The organism is Rhodovulum visakhapatnamense (assembly GCF_004365965.1).
GTDB classification, from domain to species: Bacteria; Pseudomonadota; Alphaproteobacteria; order Rhodobacterales; family Rhodobacteraceae; genus Rhodovulum; species Rhodovulum visakhapatnamense.
In genome coordinates this window covers 64,416-79,591 of sequence record NZ_SOEB01000020.1, presented here as the reverse complement: position 1 = coordinate 79,591, position 15,176 = coordinate 64,416, and the positions used below count along the sequence as shown (strand labels likewise).

General features: G+C 68.6%; 14 protein-coding genes, 1 tRNA gene and 1 pseudogene. 7 read left to right on the top strand and 9 right to left on the bottom strand.

The genetic code is table 11. The features are described 5' to 3' along the window. The 5 genes and pseudogenes from EV657_RS16070 to EV657_RS16055 all read left to right on the top strand — a co-directional run. Positions 1-354, top strand: a pseudogene (locus EV657_RS16070) (hypothetical protein); the annotation flags it as partial. After that, the gene (locus EV657_RS22300) at positions 354-692 is read left to right on the top strand and encodes a hypothetical protein (RefSeq protein ID WP_243837677.1); all 339 of its coding nucleotides are present in this window, start codon (positions 354-356) and stop codon (positions 690-692) included. The pseudogene EV657_RS16070 and the gene EV657_RS22300, both read left to right, overlap by 1 nt. Then, entirely contained in the window at positions 692-1,744 is a 1,053-nt protein-coding gene (locus EV657_RS16060; RefSeq protein ID WP_134078856.1) for a phage Gp37/Gp68 family protein, read from the top strand. Before EV657_RS22300 ends, EV657_RS16060 begins: the two co-directional genes overlap by 1 nt. Beyond that, entirely contained in the window at positions 1,741-1,911 is a 171-nt protein-coding gene (locus EV657_RS21650; protein ID WP_158272366.1) for a hypothetical protein, read from the top strand. Before EV657_RS16060 ends, EV657_RS21650 begins: the two co-directional genes overlap by 4 nt. Further along, complete coding sequence (locus EV657_RS16055; RefSeq protein WP_134078854.1) at positions 1,908-2,885, top strand: tyrosine-type recombinase/integrase; 978 nt, start codon at positions 1,908-1,910, stop codon at positions 2,883-2,885. The genes EV657_RS21650 and EV657_RS16055 overlap by 4 nt, the downstream gene beginning before the upstream one ends. A 70-nt stretch (positions 2,886-2,955) precedes the next feature. On the opposite strand, the gene EV657_RS16050 is transcribed toward EV657_RS16055, so the two are convergent. The 4 genes from EV657_RS16050 to xylF form a co-directional block, all read right to left on the bottom strand. Further along, positions 2,956-3,029 (bottom strand) — tRNA-Cys (locus EV657_RS16050). Between the two features lie 155 nt (positions 3,030-3,184). Beyond that, a complete protein-coding gene (locus EV657_RS16045) occupies positions 3,185-3,949 on the bottom strand; it encodes an ATP-binding cassette domain-containing protein (protein WP_134078852.1) in 765 nt (254 codons plus the stop codon). Continuing rightward, positions 3,949-5,244 carry a sugar ABC transporter permease gene (locus tag EV657_RS16040; protein ID WP_113669980.1) on the bottom strand — a complete coding sequence of 432 codons (1,296 nt, stop codon included), beginning with the start codon at positions 5,242-5,244 and terminating at the stop codon, positions 3,949-3,951. The genes EV657_RS16045 and EV657_RS16040 overlap by 1 nt, the downstream gene beginning before the upstream one ends. Before the next feature lie 78 nt (positions 5,245-5,322). Further along, positions 5,323-6,351: a D-xylose ABC transporter substrate-binding protein gene (xylF, locus tag EV657_RS16035; RefSeq protein ID WP_134078850.1), complete on the bottom strand. Its 1,029-nt coding sequence runs from the start codon at positions 6,349-6,351 to the stop codon at positions 5,323-5,325. A 237-nt stretch (positions 6,352-6,588) separates the two neighbouring features. Between xylF and EV657_RS16030 the strand changes: the two genes are divergently transcribed. Next, complete coding sequence (locus tag EV657_RS16030; protein ID WP_113669978.1) at positions 6,589-7,887, top strand: ROK family transcriptional regulator; 1,299 nt, start codon at positions 6,589-6,591, stop codon at positions 7,885-7,887. Beyond that, positions 7,884-9,383, top strand: a complete 1,500-nt coding sequence (locus tag EV657_RS16025; RefSeq protein WP_134078848.1) for a CRTAC1 family protein — start codon at positions 7,884-7,886, stop codon at positions 9,381-9,383. Before EV657_RS16030 ends, EV657_RS16025 begins: the two co-directional genes overlap by 4 nt. Here EV657_RS16025 and EV657_RS16020 read toward each other — a convergent pair. The 5 genes from EV657_RS16020 to kduI all read right to left on the bottom strand — a co-directional run bounded on the left by EV657_RS16020 (position 9,380) and on the right by kduI (position 15,167). After that, entirely contained in the window at positions 9,380-10,699 is a 1,320-nt protein-coding gene (locus EV657_RS16020) for a cytochrome-c peroxidase (RefSeq protein ID WP_134078846.1), read from the bottom strand. The two genes, EV657_RS16025 and EV657_RS16020, sit on opposite strands and share 4 nt — an antisense overlap. Positions 10,700-10,751: 52 nt before the next feature. Next, positions 10,752-12,059: a xylose isomerase gene (gene xylA / locus EV657_RS16015; protein ID WP_113669975.1), complete on the bottom strand. Its 1,308-nt coding sequence runs from the start codon at positions 12,057-12,059 to the stop codon at positions 10,752-10,754. Between the two features lie 108 nt (positions 12,060-12,167). Continuing rightward, entirely contained in the window at positions 12,168-13,613 is a 1,446-nt protein-coding gene (locus tag EV657_RS16010) for a mannitol dehydrogenase family protein (protein ID WP_425057262.1), read from the bottom strand. After that, positions 13,603-14,346, bottom strand: coding sequence for a 2-dehydro-3-deoxy-D-gluconate 5-dehydrogenase KduD (kduD, locus tag EV657_RS16005; protein ID WP_134078843.1), 744 nt, complete (start codon positions 14,344-14,346; stop codon positions 13,603-13,605). The genes EV657_RS16010 and kduD overlap by 11 nt, the downstream gene beginning before the upstream one ends. Continuing rightward, positions 14,343-15,167 carry a 5-dehydro-4-deoxy-D-glucuronate isomerase gene (kduI, locus tag EV657_RS16000; protein WP_134078841.1) on the bottom strand — a complete coding sequence of 275 codons (825 nt, stop codon included), beginning with the start codon at positions 15,165-15,167 and terminating at the stop codon, positions 14,343-14,345. The genes kduD and kduI overlap by 4 nt, the downstream gene beginning before the upstream one ends. Between the last annotated feature and the right edge of the window lie 9 nt (positions 15,168-15,176).

Sequence of the window (15,176 nt, the reverse complement as noted above, 5' to 3'; positions counted from 1 at the left end):
GCCTGCTGGCGGGCGCCGATCCCGCGTGTCGCGGTCGAGAACCCGGTGATGCACCGGCACGGGCGCGCCCGCCTGCCCGCGGACCTGCCGAAACCGCAGATCGTCCAGCCCTGGTGGTTCGGCGAGCCCTTCTTCAAGGCCACGGGGCTTTACCTGCGCGGCCTCGCGCCGCTGAGCGCCACCGACCGCCTGACCCCGCCCGCGCCAGGCACCGAGGCGCACAAGCGCTGGAGCGCGGTCCACCGGGCCCCGCCCGGCCCCGACCGCTGGAAGATCAGATCCCGCACCTTCGAGGGCCTCGCCGCCGCTGCGGCCAGCCAATGGGGCGGCGACGCAAGACAGGAGGCCGCCTGATGGAAGAGACCACGCCCGACCGGATCGAGGAGATCGAGAGCCTCGCCCGGCACAATTGCGACGAGCTGGCGGGCCTGACCGCCGAGCTCGCCGAGCTGCAGACCCGCGTCGATAAGCTGGAAGGCGGGAAGACGGCTGAGATTGCCGAAGAGGCATTCGTCGAACGCTTCGTCAGCCATTGTTTGTCGCAGTGCGGTTTCACCCACTTCGATGACGGCGAGCCAGTCGAAGCCTACGCCCGGATGGTCGCGCCGTCCTACTGGGCCGACGCTCATTACCGCGCCGATGGGCCGGAAGCATGCGCCGAGAGCGACATGGACTATTGGGGAGAGGATTGATGGTGGAGAACAGCAAGATCGAGTGGTGCAAGCACACGTTCAATCCGTGGATCGGCTGCACCAAGATCAGCCCGGCTTGCGACAATTGCTATGCCGCCGCATGGGATGCACGCTGGGGCAATTCGTGGGGACCGCATGTGCGGCGCCGCACCAGCTCTGCGAACTGGCGGAAGCCGCTGGCATGGGACAAGGCCGCAGCCAAGTCGGGCGTTCGGCATCAGGTGTTCTGCGCCTCTCTGGCCGATGTGTTCGACAATGATCGCTCCATCACCAGCGGGTGGCGCGGTGATCTATGGCACCTGATCCACCGCACGCCGAACTTGGACTGGCTTCTGTTGACCAAGCGCCCGCAGAACATTGCGCGGTATCTGCACCCCGAGGAATACGGTGACCTTCCCGAATGGGGCGATGGCTGGCCCAACGTCTGGCTCGGCACCAGCATCGAGGACCAGGCCACCGCCGACGCGCGAATCCCGCGCCTCCTGGCGACACCGACCGCCGTCCGGTTCGTCTCGGCCGAGCCGCTGTTAGGGCCGGTGGATCTGACGCCTCACCTCCACCAGAAGCGGTGGGGTTGCGATTTCGGCGCAGCGCGCGGCGGCGGATCTGCCAGCGGCACAATTCCCGCGCTCGATTGGGTGATCGTCGGCGGCGAGAGCGGCCCGCGCGCCCGGCCGATGCACCCGGATTGGGTGCGCGGGCTGCGCGACCAGTGCCAGGCGGCGGGCGTGGCCTTCTTCTTCAAGCAGTGGGGGGAATGGTCGCCCTGCGTTCTTTTGGGCGACGATGATGGCGAGCCGTTGGCAGCTTACCCTATGGACGGGTGCTTCGACGGCGGCTCGCATCGTGGCGATCAGGAGGCGCGCTTCTGGCAGGACGGCGAATGGGTCTTCTGGCCTCACGTGCAGAAACTCCCCGCTGTCGGCGTTCGCCGCGTCGGCAAGCGTGCCGCTGGTCGCCTGATCGACGGCAGGACATGGGATGGGATGGCGGTGGCCATGGGCATGGCGCCGGAGAAAGACTGGATGGAGGAGGGCAGGGACGCGCCATGAGCAAGCAACTCCGTACCGATGATCGCGTGCGGCGTCTCATCTCCGCCGTTGAGGCGTGCGGAAAAACGGTGCAGCGTGTCATTGTCAGAGGCCGGGAGGTCGAACTGATCCTTTTTCGAGACCAGGATGAGATCGACGAATTCGAAGCAATGGATCTGAGGCGATGAAGCGCGACCTGCCGAAGCATGTCTATCGCAAGGGAACTGCGATCTACTGGCAGCGTCGGGGCGAGCCGACCGTCCGGATGGAGAACCAGGAACTGACCCCGGCGTTCTGGGCGGAATATGCGCTTCGGCTCAAGGGGCCTGTCCGCGCACCGTCCAAGCGTACCTTCAACGGGCTGATCGACAGCTACCGCCGATCCGAGCGCTACACCTCTCTGGCGCCCCGAACCCGCAAGGATTACGAGCGCGTGCTCTCCGTGATCGAGGCGAAATGGGGCGCTCTCGATCCGGTCAAGGCGCAGCGCAAGCACTTCATTGCTTTGCGCGATGCCAACGCTGACGCGGCCCGATTCGCAAACTACGTGGTTCAGGTGTCCCGTGTCCTGATGGAGCATGCCATCGACATTGGCATGGTGTCCGAGAACCCGGCCAAGGGCATCAAGCAGGTGAAAGGCGAGACGATAGATCGTCGACCGTGGCCCGCCGATCTGGTCAAGGCGTATCGAGACGCTGCGGAAGGGCGCGCGCTACTTGTCTTCGAGCTCTGCCTCGGAACCGGGCAGCGGATCGGAGATGTCCTGAAAATGCGCTGGGGCGACCTTGAGAACGGCGGGATAAACGTCCGGCAGAACAAGACCGGCAAAACCCTGTGGGTGCCGCTTACAAAGACGCTGCGGGCCACTCTCGAAGCGGCCGACCGCCGCAGCGTCTTCATTCTGACCAACGAGCGGGCAACCGGCCCGTGGTCGTACAGAGGTGCCGCACAGGCGGTCAGGAAGATCAGGGAGATGATCGGCGCGGAAGCCTACGACATTCATGCCCTGCGCTACACTGCGGCCTCGGAACTCTGCTCCTTGGGGCTGACAGATGAGGAAATCGCATCTGTCACCGGCCAGTCCATGGCGATGGTTGCGCACTACACCGCCCATGTGAGGCAGAAGGTCCGGGCTCTCAAGGCGCAAGAACGCAGGCTCTAGAACGGAACGGGACCAGAACGTGAATGTTGAGAGCGATGTTGAGAGATCGCGGGGCGGAACCGCTAAGTAGTGGAGGCGAGTAGGAGAATCGAACTCCTGTACACGGATTTGCAATCCGCTGCGTAACCACTCCGCCAACTCGCCACGTCAAGCGCTTAGCCCTCTAGCATCCGAAATCCCGCAGCACAAGCCTCAACATCGCGGCCTTGGTGGAGTTCCTCCAGGGCGCGGAGAGGCGGCCGCGCTTTCCTTGGCCGAGCCCGATGCCGGCTTGCGCTTGAGCCTTCGGCAGGCGGCCTTCAGGCCGCCAGATGGGCGGGCTTCTTGCCGGCGATGATCATCGCGAGGATGTCGTCGGTCGTGACCTCCTCGACCCGGACGATGCCCACAAGCCGGCCGTTCTTCATCACCGCCGCCCGGTCGCACAGCGCCTTCACCTGATGGACGTCATGGTCGATCAGGAAGATCCCGAGCCCCTGCCGTTTCAGCTCGCCGATCAGCTCGGCCACCATCTGCGTCTCTTGCGGGCCGAGCGCGGCGGTGGGTTCGTCCATGATCAGGATGCGGGCGTTGAAATAGACCGCCCGGGCGATGGCGACTGACTGCCGCTGCCCGCCAGACAGCGCCGACACCGGGGCCGCGAACTTGCGGAAATTGGGGTTGAGGCGGGCCATGATCCGGCGGGTCTCGGCCTCCATCGCGGCTTCGTCCATCAGCCCCAGGGGCGTCGTCAGCTCGCGGCCGAGAAAGAGGTTCGAGGCGGCGTCGAGATTGTCGGCCAGGGCCAGCGTCTGGTAGATTGTCTCGATGTTGTAGCGCCGGGCATCGCGCGGGTTCGAGATGGCGGCGGGGCGGCCGTCGATCAGGATCTCGCCCGCATCGCGTTGATAGGCGCCCGAAAGGCATTTGATCAGGGTCGACTTGCCCGCTCCGTTATGGCCCAGAAGCCCCACGACCTCGCCCGGATAGAGATCGACCGAGACATGATCGACCGCCTTGATGCCGCCGAAAGAGATCGAGATGTCCTTCATCTCGACCAGGGGCGTGCCGCGTCCGCCTGCCATCACCGTTCTCCCGTCCGTTTGCGGTAGAGGATGTCGACCAGCACCGCCAGCACCAGCACTGCGCCCACCACGATGTTCTGGAAGGGCGCGTCGACCCCGACCATGGCCATGCCAGATTGCAGCGACTGCATGATCAGTGCGCCGAGGATGGCGCCGTAGATCGTGCCCGAGCCGCCCGCGAGCGCCGTGCCGCCGATCACCGCGGCCGCGATCACGCGCAGCTCGTCCAGCGTGCCGATATCGTTCGAATGGAAGGTCAGCCGGGCCGAGGCCACCACCGCCGACAGCGCACACAGCACGCCCATCAGCGCGAAGACCTTGACCGTCAGCCAGCGCGTGTTGATCCCCGACAGTGCCGCCGCGTCCGGGTTGCCGCCGGTCGCGAAGACATAGCGCCCGAAGCGGGTGCGCCGGGCGATCACCGTCATCCCGGCCGCGATCAGGATCAGAAGGATCACCGAGAACGGAAGCCCGTAGCCCGCGGTAAAGCCCTCGGGCAGGACCGCGCCACGCGCCTCGAAGATCCGGGCGAGTTTTCGCGCGGGCACCTCATAGGCGTTCAGGACCGCGACGAAGCCGAGGATCGCGCCCGCGACCACGAGGCCCAGCACCGCCTCGGCCCAGCGCGGCTTGACCGGGAAATCATGCGCCCGGCGGTTGCGGCGGCTGGTCGCCATGTAGACCAGCGCGAAGACCGTCGCCGCCAGCCCGAAGCCCCAGGAGAGGCTTTCGCCGAGCGTGCCGTTGATGCCGCCCAGAAGCTGGTAGGTAGGGTCGAGCGGGCCGATGGTCTGCCCGTTGGTCAGGTACCAGGCGACGTTGCGCCAGACCAGAAGCCCGCCCAGCGTGACGATGAAGGCAGGAATGCCCAGAAACCCCACCAGCCAGCCCTGAAACCCGCCGATCACCGCGCCGGTCGCCAGCCCTGCGGCGATGGCCAGCGGCGCGATCGCCCAATGGCCCAGCCCAAGCCCCAGCCAGCCCGGCAGCACGACGGTCTGCACCATCGCCATCACCGCCGAGCAGGTGGCCAGCAACGCGCCGACCGACAGGTCGATATTGCGGGTGACGATCACGAAGACCATGCCGGTGGCCATGATCGCCACGCTGACGGTCTGGATCGTCAGGTTGAAGATGTTCCGGGGCGTCAGGAACCGCCCGTCGGTCACGAGATTGAACACCAGGCACAGCACCACGAAGGCGCCGATCATGCCAAGCAGACGCGTGTCAAGCTCCAGCGAGTCGAAGATCGACTTGCGGGCGGGCGCATCGCTGCGGGTCCGGGCGTGTTGCATTCCCTGCCTCTCCGAAGACCTTGGGGCCGCGCTGCGGCGCCGGGGGCGGCAGGTGTCGCCCGCCGGGCCGTTCGGGGCTCAGTTGCAGGGGGCGGGGCCGTTCTCGACGCCCTGACACAGCGCGTCCACGTCGATCCAGCCGGCATCGGTGACCGCGGTCAGGTTGTCGCGCGTGACCGGGATCGGTTCGAGGAACTTGGCCCAGAGCGTGGTGCCGCTGGGCGAGGTCCATTGCTGGGCGCCGTCGATGTCGTTCATCTTGGTGCCGCCCGCCAGTTCGATGGCGATCTGGCCCGCGGCCTTGCCAAGCTCGCGCGCATCCTTCCAGACCGACACCGTCTGGGTGCCCTTGGCGACCCGGTTCAGCGCGGCATGGTCGCCGTCCTGCCCCGAGACGGGAATGCCGCCCATGCCTTGCGCCATCAGCGCCGCCACCGCGCCGCCCGCCGTGCCGTCATTCGAGGCCACGACCGCGTCGACCTCGTTGTCATTGGCGGTCAGGATCTGTTCCATGTTGCGCTGGGCATTGGCGGGCAGCCAGCCGTCGGTATAGGCCTCGCCCACGATCTTGATCTTGCCCGCGTCGATCGCGGGTTGCAGCACCTGCTGCTGGCCGCCCCGCAGGAAATCGGCGTTCGGGTCGGTGGGCGAGCCCTTGATCATCACGTAATTGCCCTCGGGCGCCTTATCCAGCACGGCGCGGGCCTGCATCCGGCCGACCTCGACATTGTCGAAGGTCAGGTAAAAGGCGCGGCCGTCCTCGATCAGCCGGTCATAGGCGATCACCGGAATGCCCTCGTCCGCGGCCGACTGCACCGCCGGAATGATCGCCGAGGTGTCCTGCGCCAGGATCAGCAGCGCATCGACGCCCTGCGCGATCAGGCTTTCCACATCCGACAACTGCTTGGCCGAAGAGGACTGCGCGTCGGTCGAGACGTATTTCGCCCCCGCCGCGTCCAGCGCGGACTTGATCGCGGCCTCGTCGGTCTTCCAGCGTTCTTCCTGAAAGTTCGACCAGCTTACCCCGACCGTCAGATCCTGCGCGAGCAGCGGCCCGCCAAGACAGGCCGCGGCCAGAAGGCCCGCGATCAGCGTTCTTCCTTGCATCTGATACCTCCCAAGCATCACCGGGCCGCGGCCGTCGCCTGGCGGACGCCGCCGCGCCTTGACAGCAGCATGACACCGATTTTTCACCTGTCAAAATAAAATTGTTCTGCGATACTTGATCTGCCCGGATATGGGGAGGAAATGCCGGGGTTCAGCTGTCGCGGCGTGCGGAACCGAGCGCTGCGAGGCGTGATTTCCCTATTCTTCGCGCGGATTTAGTTCGGTGAATGAAAAATGATGACGCCGCCGGTCTCGACGCCGCATCTGGGACCCGGGAACCCCGATCAGCCGCGCGGCTGCGGCCCGCTGGCGCCGCCGCGCAGCCCGGCGCCGCGCCCGCTGCGCCAGCAGATCTTCGAGCAGGTCCGGGCGATGGGCGAGGTCTCGCGGGGCCAGCTTGCGCGCGAATTGGGGGTCAGCCCGGCCTCGGTGACGACCCAGACCTCCGAACTGATCGAGCAGGGCTATCTGACCGAGGTGCCCCTGGTGCCCGGGGCCGAACCGCTGAGGGGCCGCCCGCCGGTCGCGCTGAGGGTCGCGGCCGGGGCACATGCGGTGGCGGGGGTCAAGTTCTCGATGCGCAAGCATGTGGCGGTGGCGCTCGATTTCGCGGGCAACCAGATCGCCGAGGCCAGCGAACCCGCCCGCGACCGCGCGCCCCTCGACGACCAGATCGAGGTGCTGGCGCGGCTGATCGGGTCGGTCTGCGCCGAGGCCGGGATCGGGGCGGGCGATCTGGCGCAGGTCGGCATCGGCGTGCCGGGCTTCGTCGATCATGCCTCGGGCCGGGTGCACTGGTCGCCGGTCTTCGGCGCGCGCGATGTCGATCTGGCGCAGGCCGCCTCGGCCCGGCTCGGCCTGCCGGTGATCGTCGACAACGACGCCAATCTCGCGGCGCTGGCCGAACTCTGGTTCGGCAGCGGGCGGACCCTGTCGGATTTCGCCGTCGTCACGCTTGAACACGGACTTGGCATGGGGCTGGTGCTGAACCACCGGGTGTTTCGCGGGGCGCTGGGGCTCGGGGTCGAGCTTGGCCATACCAAGGTGGAACTCGACGGCGCGCTCTGCCGCTGCGGCCAGCGCGGCTGTCTCGAGGCCTATGTCGCCGATTACGCATTGGCGCGCGAAGCCCATGTTGCGCTCGACCTGGCGGGCGGCAGTGTGGGCGGCGGGGCCCAAGGCGGCGCCGATCTGGTCGAGAGGCTCTATGCCGAGGCCAAGGCGGGCAATGCGGCGGCGCAGTCGATCTTTCGCCGCGCCGGGCGCTATCTGGCGCTGGGGCTGGCCAATGTCATCAACGTCTTCGACCCCGAACTGCTGATCCTCAGCGGCGAGCGGATGCGCTATGACTATCTTCATGCGCAGGAAACCATCGCCGAGGTCGGCGGCTCGGTGCTGCCCGCCCGCGCGACCCCGCCCAGGATCGAGGTCCATGCCTGGGGCGATCTGCTGGGGGCGCATGGCGCGGGCGCGCTGGCGCTGGGCGCTGTGACCGACCGCCGGATCGGCGGCCCGTTCGAGGGGGCGGCGGCATGAAGGGGCTGACGCTCGCGCTGCTTGTCCTGGCCGTACCCGCCTCGGCCGGTCCGGTCTTTCTTGACCGAAGCGCCGCGCTGCCGGTGGCCCATGTCTATTCCGGCGGGTGGGAGCATTTCGTGGGCGGCGGCGTCGCGATCCTCGATTGCAACGGCGACGGGCGGCCCGATTTCGCCGCCGCCGGAGGGGCGGGGCCCACGCATCTTTTCGTCAACCGCACCCCCGGGCCGGGTGCTGCGCTGGCCTTCGAGGCGGCCGGGCTGCCGGTGCCGACGGGCGTGACCGGGCTCTGGCCGCTCGATATCGACGGCGACGGGACCCTCGATCTGGCGGTGCTGCGGGCCGGGCCGAACCTGCTGTTGCGCGGCGACGGGCGGTGCGGTTTTGCCAAGGCCGATTGGGGCTTTGCGGGCGGCGACGGCTGGAGCACGGCCTTTTCCGCGACATGGGAGCCCGGTCGCAGCCTGCCGACGCTGGCCATCGGCAACTATGTCGACCGCGCCGATCCGAACGGCCCCTTCGGCACCTGCGACGGCAACGAACTGCACCGGGCCGAGGCCGGACGGTACGGCGCGCCGCTGCCGCTGGCCCCCGGCTTCTGTGCGCTGTCGATGCTTTTTTCGGACTGGCAGCGCAGCGGGCGGCCCGAGCTTCGGATCTCGAACGACCGGCATTACTATGTCAGCGGCGGCTACGAGCAGATGTGGCGGCTGGACCCGCTGGCCGAGCGCGGGCCGGACGAGGGCTGGCGGCGGGTGTCGCTGTGGGGAATGGGGATCGCCAGCGCCGATCTCGACGGCAACGGCTTTCCCGAGGTGATGCTGACCTCGATGGGCGACCAGCTTTTGCAGTTCAACGAGGCGGGGGTGCTGCGCGACGCGCCCTATGCGCAGGGCAGCTATGCCCAGCGGTCCTATCTGGGCGATGACGGGCGGCCCTCGACCGGCTGGCATGCCGAATTCGGCGACATCGACAATGACGGGCGGCTCGATCTCTTCATTGCCAAGGGCAATGTCGACCAGATGCCCTCGAACGCGATGAAGGACCCCAACAACCTGCTGATGCAGCAGCCGGACGGTAGGTTTCATGAGGCGGGGGATGCGGCCGGGATCGCCTCGGGCGCGCGGTCGAGGGGGGCGGGGCTGGCCGATTTCGACGGCGACGGGCGGCTCGATCTGGTGGTCGTGAACCGCCGCGCGGCCCTGGAGCTGTGGCAGAACGCGACGCCCGGCACCGGCCACTGGCTTGGGGTCGAGCTGCGCCAGCCCCCGCCCAATACGCATGCGGTAGGGGCCTGGATCGAGCTGCGCGCGGGCGGCCTGTCGCAGACCCGCGAGGTCACGGTCGGCGGCGGCCATGGCGGCGGGCAGGCGGGGCCTGTGCATTTCGGGCTGGGCGCGGCCGAGACGGCCCTGCTGCGCGTGCTCTGGCCCGGCGCGGGCTGGAGCGACTGGCAGGAGGTCGCGGCCGATGGCGTGGTGACGCTGCGCCCCTAGCGGTCGACCGGCAGGCCGCTGGGCACGGCGTCGGGGATGCCCAGCCGCCCGGCCAGCGCGGTTTCGTCGGTCAGCGCCTCGAGAAAGGCCATCAATGCCTCGATCTCGTCCGCGGCAAGACCGGGGCCGGGCAAGGCCGCAGCCTCGATGGCGGCGCGGGCCTCGGGGTCGTCGAGCACGGCCCAGACCGGCTGGGGGTTGTCGAAATGCGGCAGCACGGCCTCGCGCGGGTGGCGGGCAAGGCCCGTTTGTGGGGCGGCGTGCCGGGCGAGGAAGGCGCGCAGGTCGGTATCGCCCCCGGCATGGCCCCAGGGACCGGTGCGGGTCACGTTTCTGAGCATCGACGTGCGGAAGGCGAAGGCGTCGGCGGCATGGCCGGTGACGCGGAACCGGCCCGGATCGGCCTGGCCCGTCTCGAACCGCTCGACCTTGCCGGGGCCGAGCTGCGGCGCGCCCATCGCGTGAAAGCCCATGTCGGAGAGAAGCGGCCCGGAATGGCAGGCGTCGCAGCCCGCGCGCCCGTAGAACAGCGCCTGGCCTTCGGCTGCCGGTCCGGTCAGCGGCGGTCCGCCCCGGAGCGCCCGGTCGAAGGCGCTGTCATCGGCGCGCCACTCGGCTGCGACGAAGGCGGCGATGGCATTCGAGATGTCGGTGAAGGCCACGGGGCGCCCGGCGGCGATCTCGGGATAGACCGCCTCGAACCGGGTCCGGTAGGCCGGAAGTGCCGCAACCCGGCCCGCGATCCGGTCCCAGGCGCCGCCCGGTCCGGTGATGAAACCCTGCCGGACGGCACGGGCCACGTCGTTTTCCTGATAATGCCCGGCCATCTCGTCGGGCGAGAGCACCGGGAACATGGTCTGCGCCGACAGCAGGTTCGCAAACCCCGCCACCATCTCGTCCTCCATCGGGGTGCGAAACCCGGTGGGGCGGCTGGCATCGGTCTCGATCCGGCCATCGGCGAACAGCACCGTCACCCCGGCCGCACCCATGTTGAACAGCGGTGGCGCGTTGCGCGGGATGAGCCGCTCGGGCGGGTTCGCCGGATCGGCGCGGCGCGCGGGCCCAAGCCCGATGCCGCCCTCGCCAAGCCCCAGCGACAGCCCGTCGCCGGTCGCGAACCGCGGATGGTGGCAGGTCGCGCAAGAGATGCTGCGGTTACCCGACAGGATCGGGTCGAAGAACAAGAGCTGCCCAAGACGGGTCTCGGCCTCGGGCGCGGTCGCGAAATCGGCATCGGACAGCGGCACCGGAAGGCTGCCCGCGAGACCCTGCGGGGCCGCCAGCGCCGCCATGAGGGCCGTGGCAAGGCGTGTCATGGTCTCCTCCCGCCGCCAGCAAAGCGCGGGCGGGGGAGGCACGTCAAGCCTCTCAGACGAAGCGGTTCACCAGCCCTTCCAGATATTCCTGCCGGCCCGAGCGCGGCTCGGGCTCGCGTTCCCCGGCCAGGACCCGTTCGGCGATCTGATCGAGGCTGCGTTCGCCATTCAGCATCGCCTGCGCCTCGGGTGCCTGCCAGCCTGCATAGCGGTCCTTCAGCGCGGCATCGAGGCTGCCCTCCTCGATCATCGCGGCGGCGGCCTTCAGGCCCCGCGCGCAGGTGTCCATGCCGAGGATGTGGCCATGGAACAGATCGGCCGGGTCGATCGACTGGCGCCGGATCTTGGCGTCGAAATTGGTGCCGCCGGTGGTGAAGCCGCCCGCCTTCAGGATCTCGCGATAAGCCAGCGCCACCGACTGCGGATCGTTCGGGAAATGGTCGGTATCCCAGCCGCATTGCGGATCGTTCCGGTTCATGTCGATCGAGCCCAGCACCCCCAGCGCCGCGGCCAGGGCCAGTTCATGTTCGAAGCTGTGGCCCGCGAGGAAGGCATGGCCGACCTCGATGTTCAGCTTGACCTCGTTTTCCAGCCCGTAGCGCTTGAGGAAGCCGTAGCAGGTGGCGACGTCGTAGTCGTATTGATGCTTGGTCGGTTCCTGCGGCTTCGGCTCGACCAGGATCGTGCCCTTGAAGCCGATCTTGTGCTTGTACTCGACCACCATCGACAGCATCCGGCCCATCTGGTCCATCTCCTGCCCGAGATCGGTGTTCAGCAGCGTCTCGTAGCCCTCGCGCCCGCCCCAGAGCACGTAATTCTCGCCGCCCAGCCGGTGGGTCACGTCCATCATCGCCTTGATCGAGGCGGCGGCATAGGCAAAGACCTCGGGGTCCGGGTTGGTGGCCGCGCCCGCCATGTAACGGCGGTGGGAAAAGAGGTTCGCGGTACCCCAGAGCAGGCGGATGCCGGTCTTTTCCATCTTCTGGCCGAAGACCTCGGCGATGCGGTTCAGGTTGGTGACCGTGTCGACCAGCGTCTTGCCTTCGGGGCGCACATCGGCGTCGTGAAAACAGAAAAAGGGCAGGCCCAGCTTGGAAAACAGCTCGAAGGCGACATCGGCCTTCACGAAGGCCCGGTCCATCCCGTCGCCATACCAGGGCCGCTCGAAGGTGCGGCCGCCGAACGGGTCGAGCCCCTCATAGGCGAGGCTGTGCCAGTAGGCGCCGGCAAAGCGCAGATGATCCTCCATCCGCTTGCCCAGCACCAGCGCGTCCGGGTCGTAATGGCGGAAGGCCAGCGGGTTGGGGCTGTCGGGGCCTTCATAGGCGATCTTGTCGATGCCGTGGAAGAAGTCGGTCATGTGCGGTCCTCCTGTCCGGGGCGGCGCCGCGTCCGCATGCGCCCCCCGCCTGTTTGGTAGCCCCGATCCGGGCATGGAACAATCGCGATGCCGGGATCGGGGGGCGGGTCAGTCCGCCCCGGCGGTCTCGGCCCAGACGGCCCCGGCCGCAGCCCGCGCGCCGTCGCGCTGAAGCCGCGCATAGGCCTCGGCCAGATGGCTCTTCAGGGTGCGCGCCAGCGCCTCGGGGAAGATCTCGCGGACCGAGAGCAGCGCCGCGACCTTGCCCTCGGGCGTCTCGGCGCCGTCGCTCAGCGCGCGCAGCCGCCCGGCCAGCGGGTCGCGCACGTCGATGGGCCGACCCGCCTCGTCGATGCCGCCGACATAGCGCGTCCAGGCCGCGACGGTGAGGACCAGCCCGGGGCTGGCGCGGCCCTCGACAAGGTTGTCCGACAGGGTGGCAAGGATGCGCTGGGGCAGTTTCTGGCTGCCGTCCATGGCGATCTGCCAGGTGCGGTGCCGGATCGCGGGATTGGCAAAGCGCGTTCCCAGCGCCTCGGCATAGGCGACCAGCGACACGCCGGGAGGCGGTGTCAGCGCCGGGGCGATCTCGTCGGCCCAGAGATGGCGCACGAAGCCGCCCAGCGCCGGGTCGGCCACGGTTTCGGAAATGGTCTCGTGCCCGGCCAGATAGCCCAGATAGGCCAGCGCCGAATGGGCGCCGTTCAGCATCCTGAGCTTCATGTGCTCGTAGGGCGTGACCTCGGCCACCAGCTCGGCCCCGACGGCGCCCCAGTCGGGCCGCGCGCCATCGACGAAATCGTCCTCGATCGCCCATTGCCGGAACGGCTCGTGCATCACCGGGGCAGCGTCGTGGTATCCGGTCAGCACCTCGACGCGGGCGATGTCCTCGGGGCTGGTGGCGGGCACGATCCGGTCGACCATGGTTGACGGAAAGCGGCCCTCGGTCCCGATCCAGTCGGCGAGGCCCGGGTCGATCCGGCTGGCCAGCGCCAGCACCACGCCGCGCACGACGCGGCCGTTATCGGGAAGGTTGTCGCAGGTCAGCACGGTGAAGGGGCGCAGCCCCCGGTCGTGGCGCAGCTGCAGCGCGCGCACCAGATAGCCCGGCGCCGAGACCGGATGGGCCGAGCCCAGATCGTGCAGGATGTCGGGGTGATCGAGATTGAGCGCGCCGGTCGCGGGATCGTGGCAATAGCCCTTTTCGGTGACGGTCAGCGTGACGATGCGGATCGCCGGATCTGCCATCGCCTCGAGTACCGCCTGCGGGTCCTCGGGGGCGACCAGCACGTCGCGGAGGATCTCGACCGGATGCGCGACGGCGCCCTCGGGGCCGAGCTCGAGCGCGGTATAGGCGCAGCCCTGCGGCGCCAGCGCGTCGCGGGTGCCGGGCGATTTCAGCGAGACGCCAATGATGCCCCAGGCGCCGCCCGAGCGGGCCACGGCCTCTTCGGTATAGATCGCGCCATGGGCGCGGAAGAAGGCGCCGAGGCCAAGGTGGACGATGCCGGCCTCGGGGGCCTTGGCGGTGCGGGTCATTCGGTCAGCGGGCAAGCCAGCCTCCATCTACGTTCAGGACCGCGCCGTGAATGTAGCGCGCGGCCGGGGAGCAAAGAAACGCGGCGGTTCCGGCGATGTCCTCGGGGGCGCCCCAGCGCCCGGCCGGAATCCGGTCGAGGATCGCCTGGCTGCGCACGGGGTCGTCGCGCAGCGCCGCGGTGTTGTTCGTGGCGATATAGCCCGGGGCGATGGCATTGACATTGATGCCCCGCCCCGCCCATTCGTTGGCGAGGATTTTCGTCAGCCCCGCCACCCCGTGTTTCGCCGCCGTATAGGCGGGAACGCGTATACCGCCCTGAAAGCTGAGAAGCGAGGCGATGTTGACGATGGCCGCGGGCAGGGTGCCTGTGTCCAAAGAGGCCCGGGCAAAGCCCTGGGACGTGAAGAAAAGCGCCTTCAGATCGACATCCATCACCGCGTCCCAGTCGGCCTCGGAAAAATCGAGACTGTCGGCGCGGCGGATGATGCCCGCATTGTTGACGAGGATGCTGTAGCCTTCCCCGGCAAAGAGATCGCGCCCGGCCATCGGGGCGGCCAGGTCGAGGATCAGGCTTTGGGCCGTGCCGCCCGCGGCCTCGATCCGGGCCACGGTCTCGTCCGAGGGACGGCGCCCGGCGCAGGTGACGGCCGCGCCCTGCGCTGCCAGCGCCAGGGCGATGGCCTGCCCGATCCCGGTATTGGCGCCGGTCACGAAGGCGCGGCGGCCCGCCAGCGAGAACGGGCTCATCGCAGGTCTCCGGGCGCGACCATGTCCATGTCGGTGAAGTCGGTATTGTCGCCCGCCATCGCCCAGACGAAGCCATGGCGCCCGGTTCCGGCCCCGGCATGGATCGACCAGGGCGGCGAGAGCGCGGCCTCTTCATTGGCGACGAAGAGATGCCGGGTCTCGTCGGGCGGACCCATCAGGTGCAGCACCCGGTCTTCGGGCGCCATGTCCCAGTACAGATAGGCCTCCATCCGCCGGTCATGGGTATGGGGCGGCATGGTGTTCCAGACCGAGCCCGGCTCGAGCACGGAATAGCCCAGCACCAGCTGGCAGCTTTCCATCACCAGCGGGTGGATGAACTGCATGATCGCCCGCCGGTTGGCGCCTTCGGCGCTGCCCAGTTCGACCCGGTTGGCCTCGGTCGGGCGGATCAGCCGGTTCGGGCAGGTCCGGTGCGCGGGTGCCGAGGCAAGGTAGAACCGCCCCTCGCCCGCAAGGACGACCGGCCCCGCGCCCCTCCCCAGATAAAGCACATCGCCCCGCGCCATCGCCCAGCTGTCGCCCATCGCGGTGACGGTCCCCGGCCCGCCGAGATTGACGATCCCAAGCTCGCGCCGGTCGAGAAAGCCCGGCGTGCCGGTCTCGGGCACGTGATCGAGCGTCAGCCGTCCGCCCGCTGGCACCGCGCCGCCCAGAACGAAGCGATCGTAATGGGTATAGACCAGCCGCAGCCGACCGTCCTGAAACAGGCCCTCTGCCAGGAAATGGCGGCGCAGCGCGGCGGTGTCCATGGTCCGGGCCTGATCGGGATGCACCGCATGGCGGGTCTCGACCTGAAGCATGCTGTCCCC

Coding starts and splice junctions, on each gene's coding strand:
- xylF (WP_134078850.1), bottom strand. CDS start 6,351: ATGCAAGGAAGAACGCTGATCGCGGGCCTTCTGGCCGCGGCCTGTCTT.
- EV657_RS16030 (WP_113669978.1), top strand. CDS start 6,589: ATGACGCCGCCGGTCTCGACGCCGCATCTGGGACCCGGGAACCCCGAT.
- EV657_RS21650 (WP_158272366.1), top strand. CDS start 1,741: ATGAGCAAGCAACTCCGTACCGATGATCGCGTGCGGCGTCTCATCTCC.
- EV657_RS16045 (WP_134078852.1), bottom strand. CDS start 3,949: ATGGCAGGCGGACGCGGCACGCCCCTGGTCGAGATGAAGGACATCTCG.
- EV657_RS22300 (WP_243837677.1), top strand. CDS start 354: ATGGAAGAGACCACGCCCGACCGGATCGAGGAGATCGAGAGCCTCGCC.
- kduI (WP_134078841.1), bottom strand. CDS start 15,167: ATGCTTCAGGTCGAGACCCGCCATGCGGTGCATCCCGATCAGGCCCGG.
- EV657_RS16060 (WP_134078856.1), top strand. CDS start 692: ATGGTGGAGAACAGCAAGATCGAGTGGTGCAAGCACACGTTCAATCCG.
- kduD (WP_134078843.1), bottom strand. CDS start 14,346: ATGAGCCCGTTCTCGCTGGCGGGCCGCCGCGCCTTCGTGACCGGCGCC.
- EV657_RS16040 (WP_113669980.1), bottom strand. CDS start 5,244: ATGCAACACGCCCGGACCCGCAGCGATGCGCCCGCCCGCAAGTCGATC.
- EV657_RS16025 (WP_134078848.1), top strand. CDS start 7,884: ATGAAGGGGCTGACGCTCGCGCTGCTTGTCCTGGCCGTACCCGCCTCG.
- EV657_RS16020 (WP_134078846.1), bottom strand. CDS start 10,699: ATGACACGCCTTGCCACGGCCCTCATGGCGGCGCTGGCGGCCCCGCAG.
- EV657_RS16055 (WP_134078854.1), top strand. CDS start 1,908: ATGAAGCGCGACCTGCCGAAGCATGTCTATCGCAAGGGAACTGCGATC.
- xylA (WP_113669975.1), bottom strand. CDS start 12,059: ATGACCGACTTCTTCCACGGCATCGACAAGATCGCCTATGAAGGCCCC.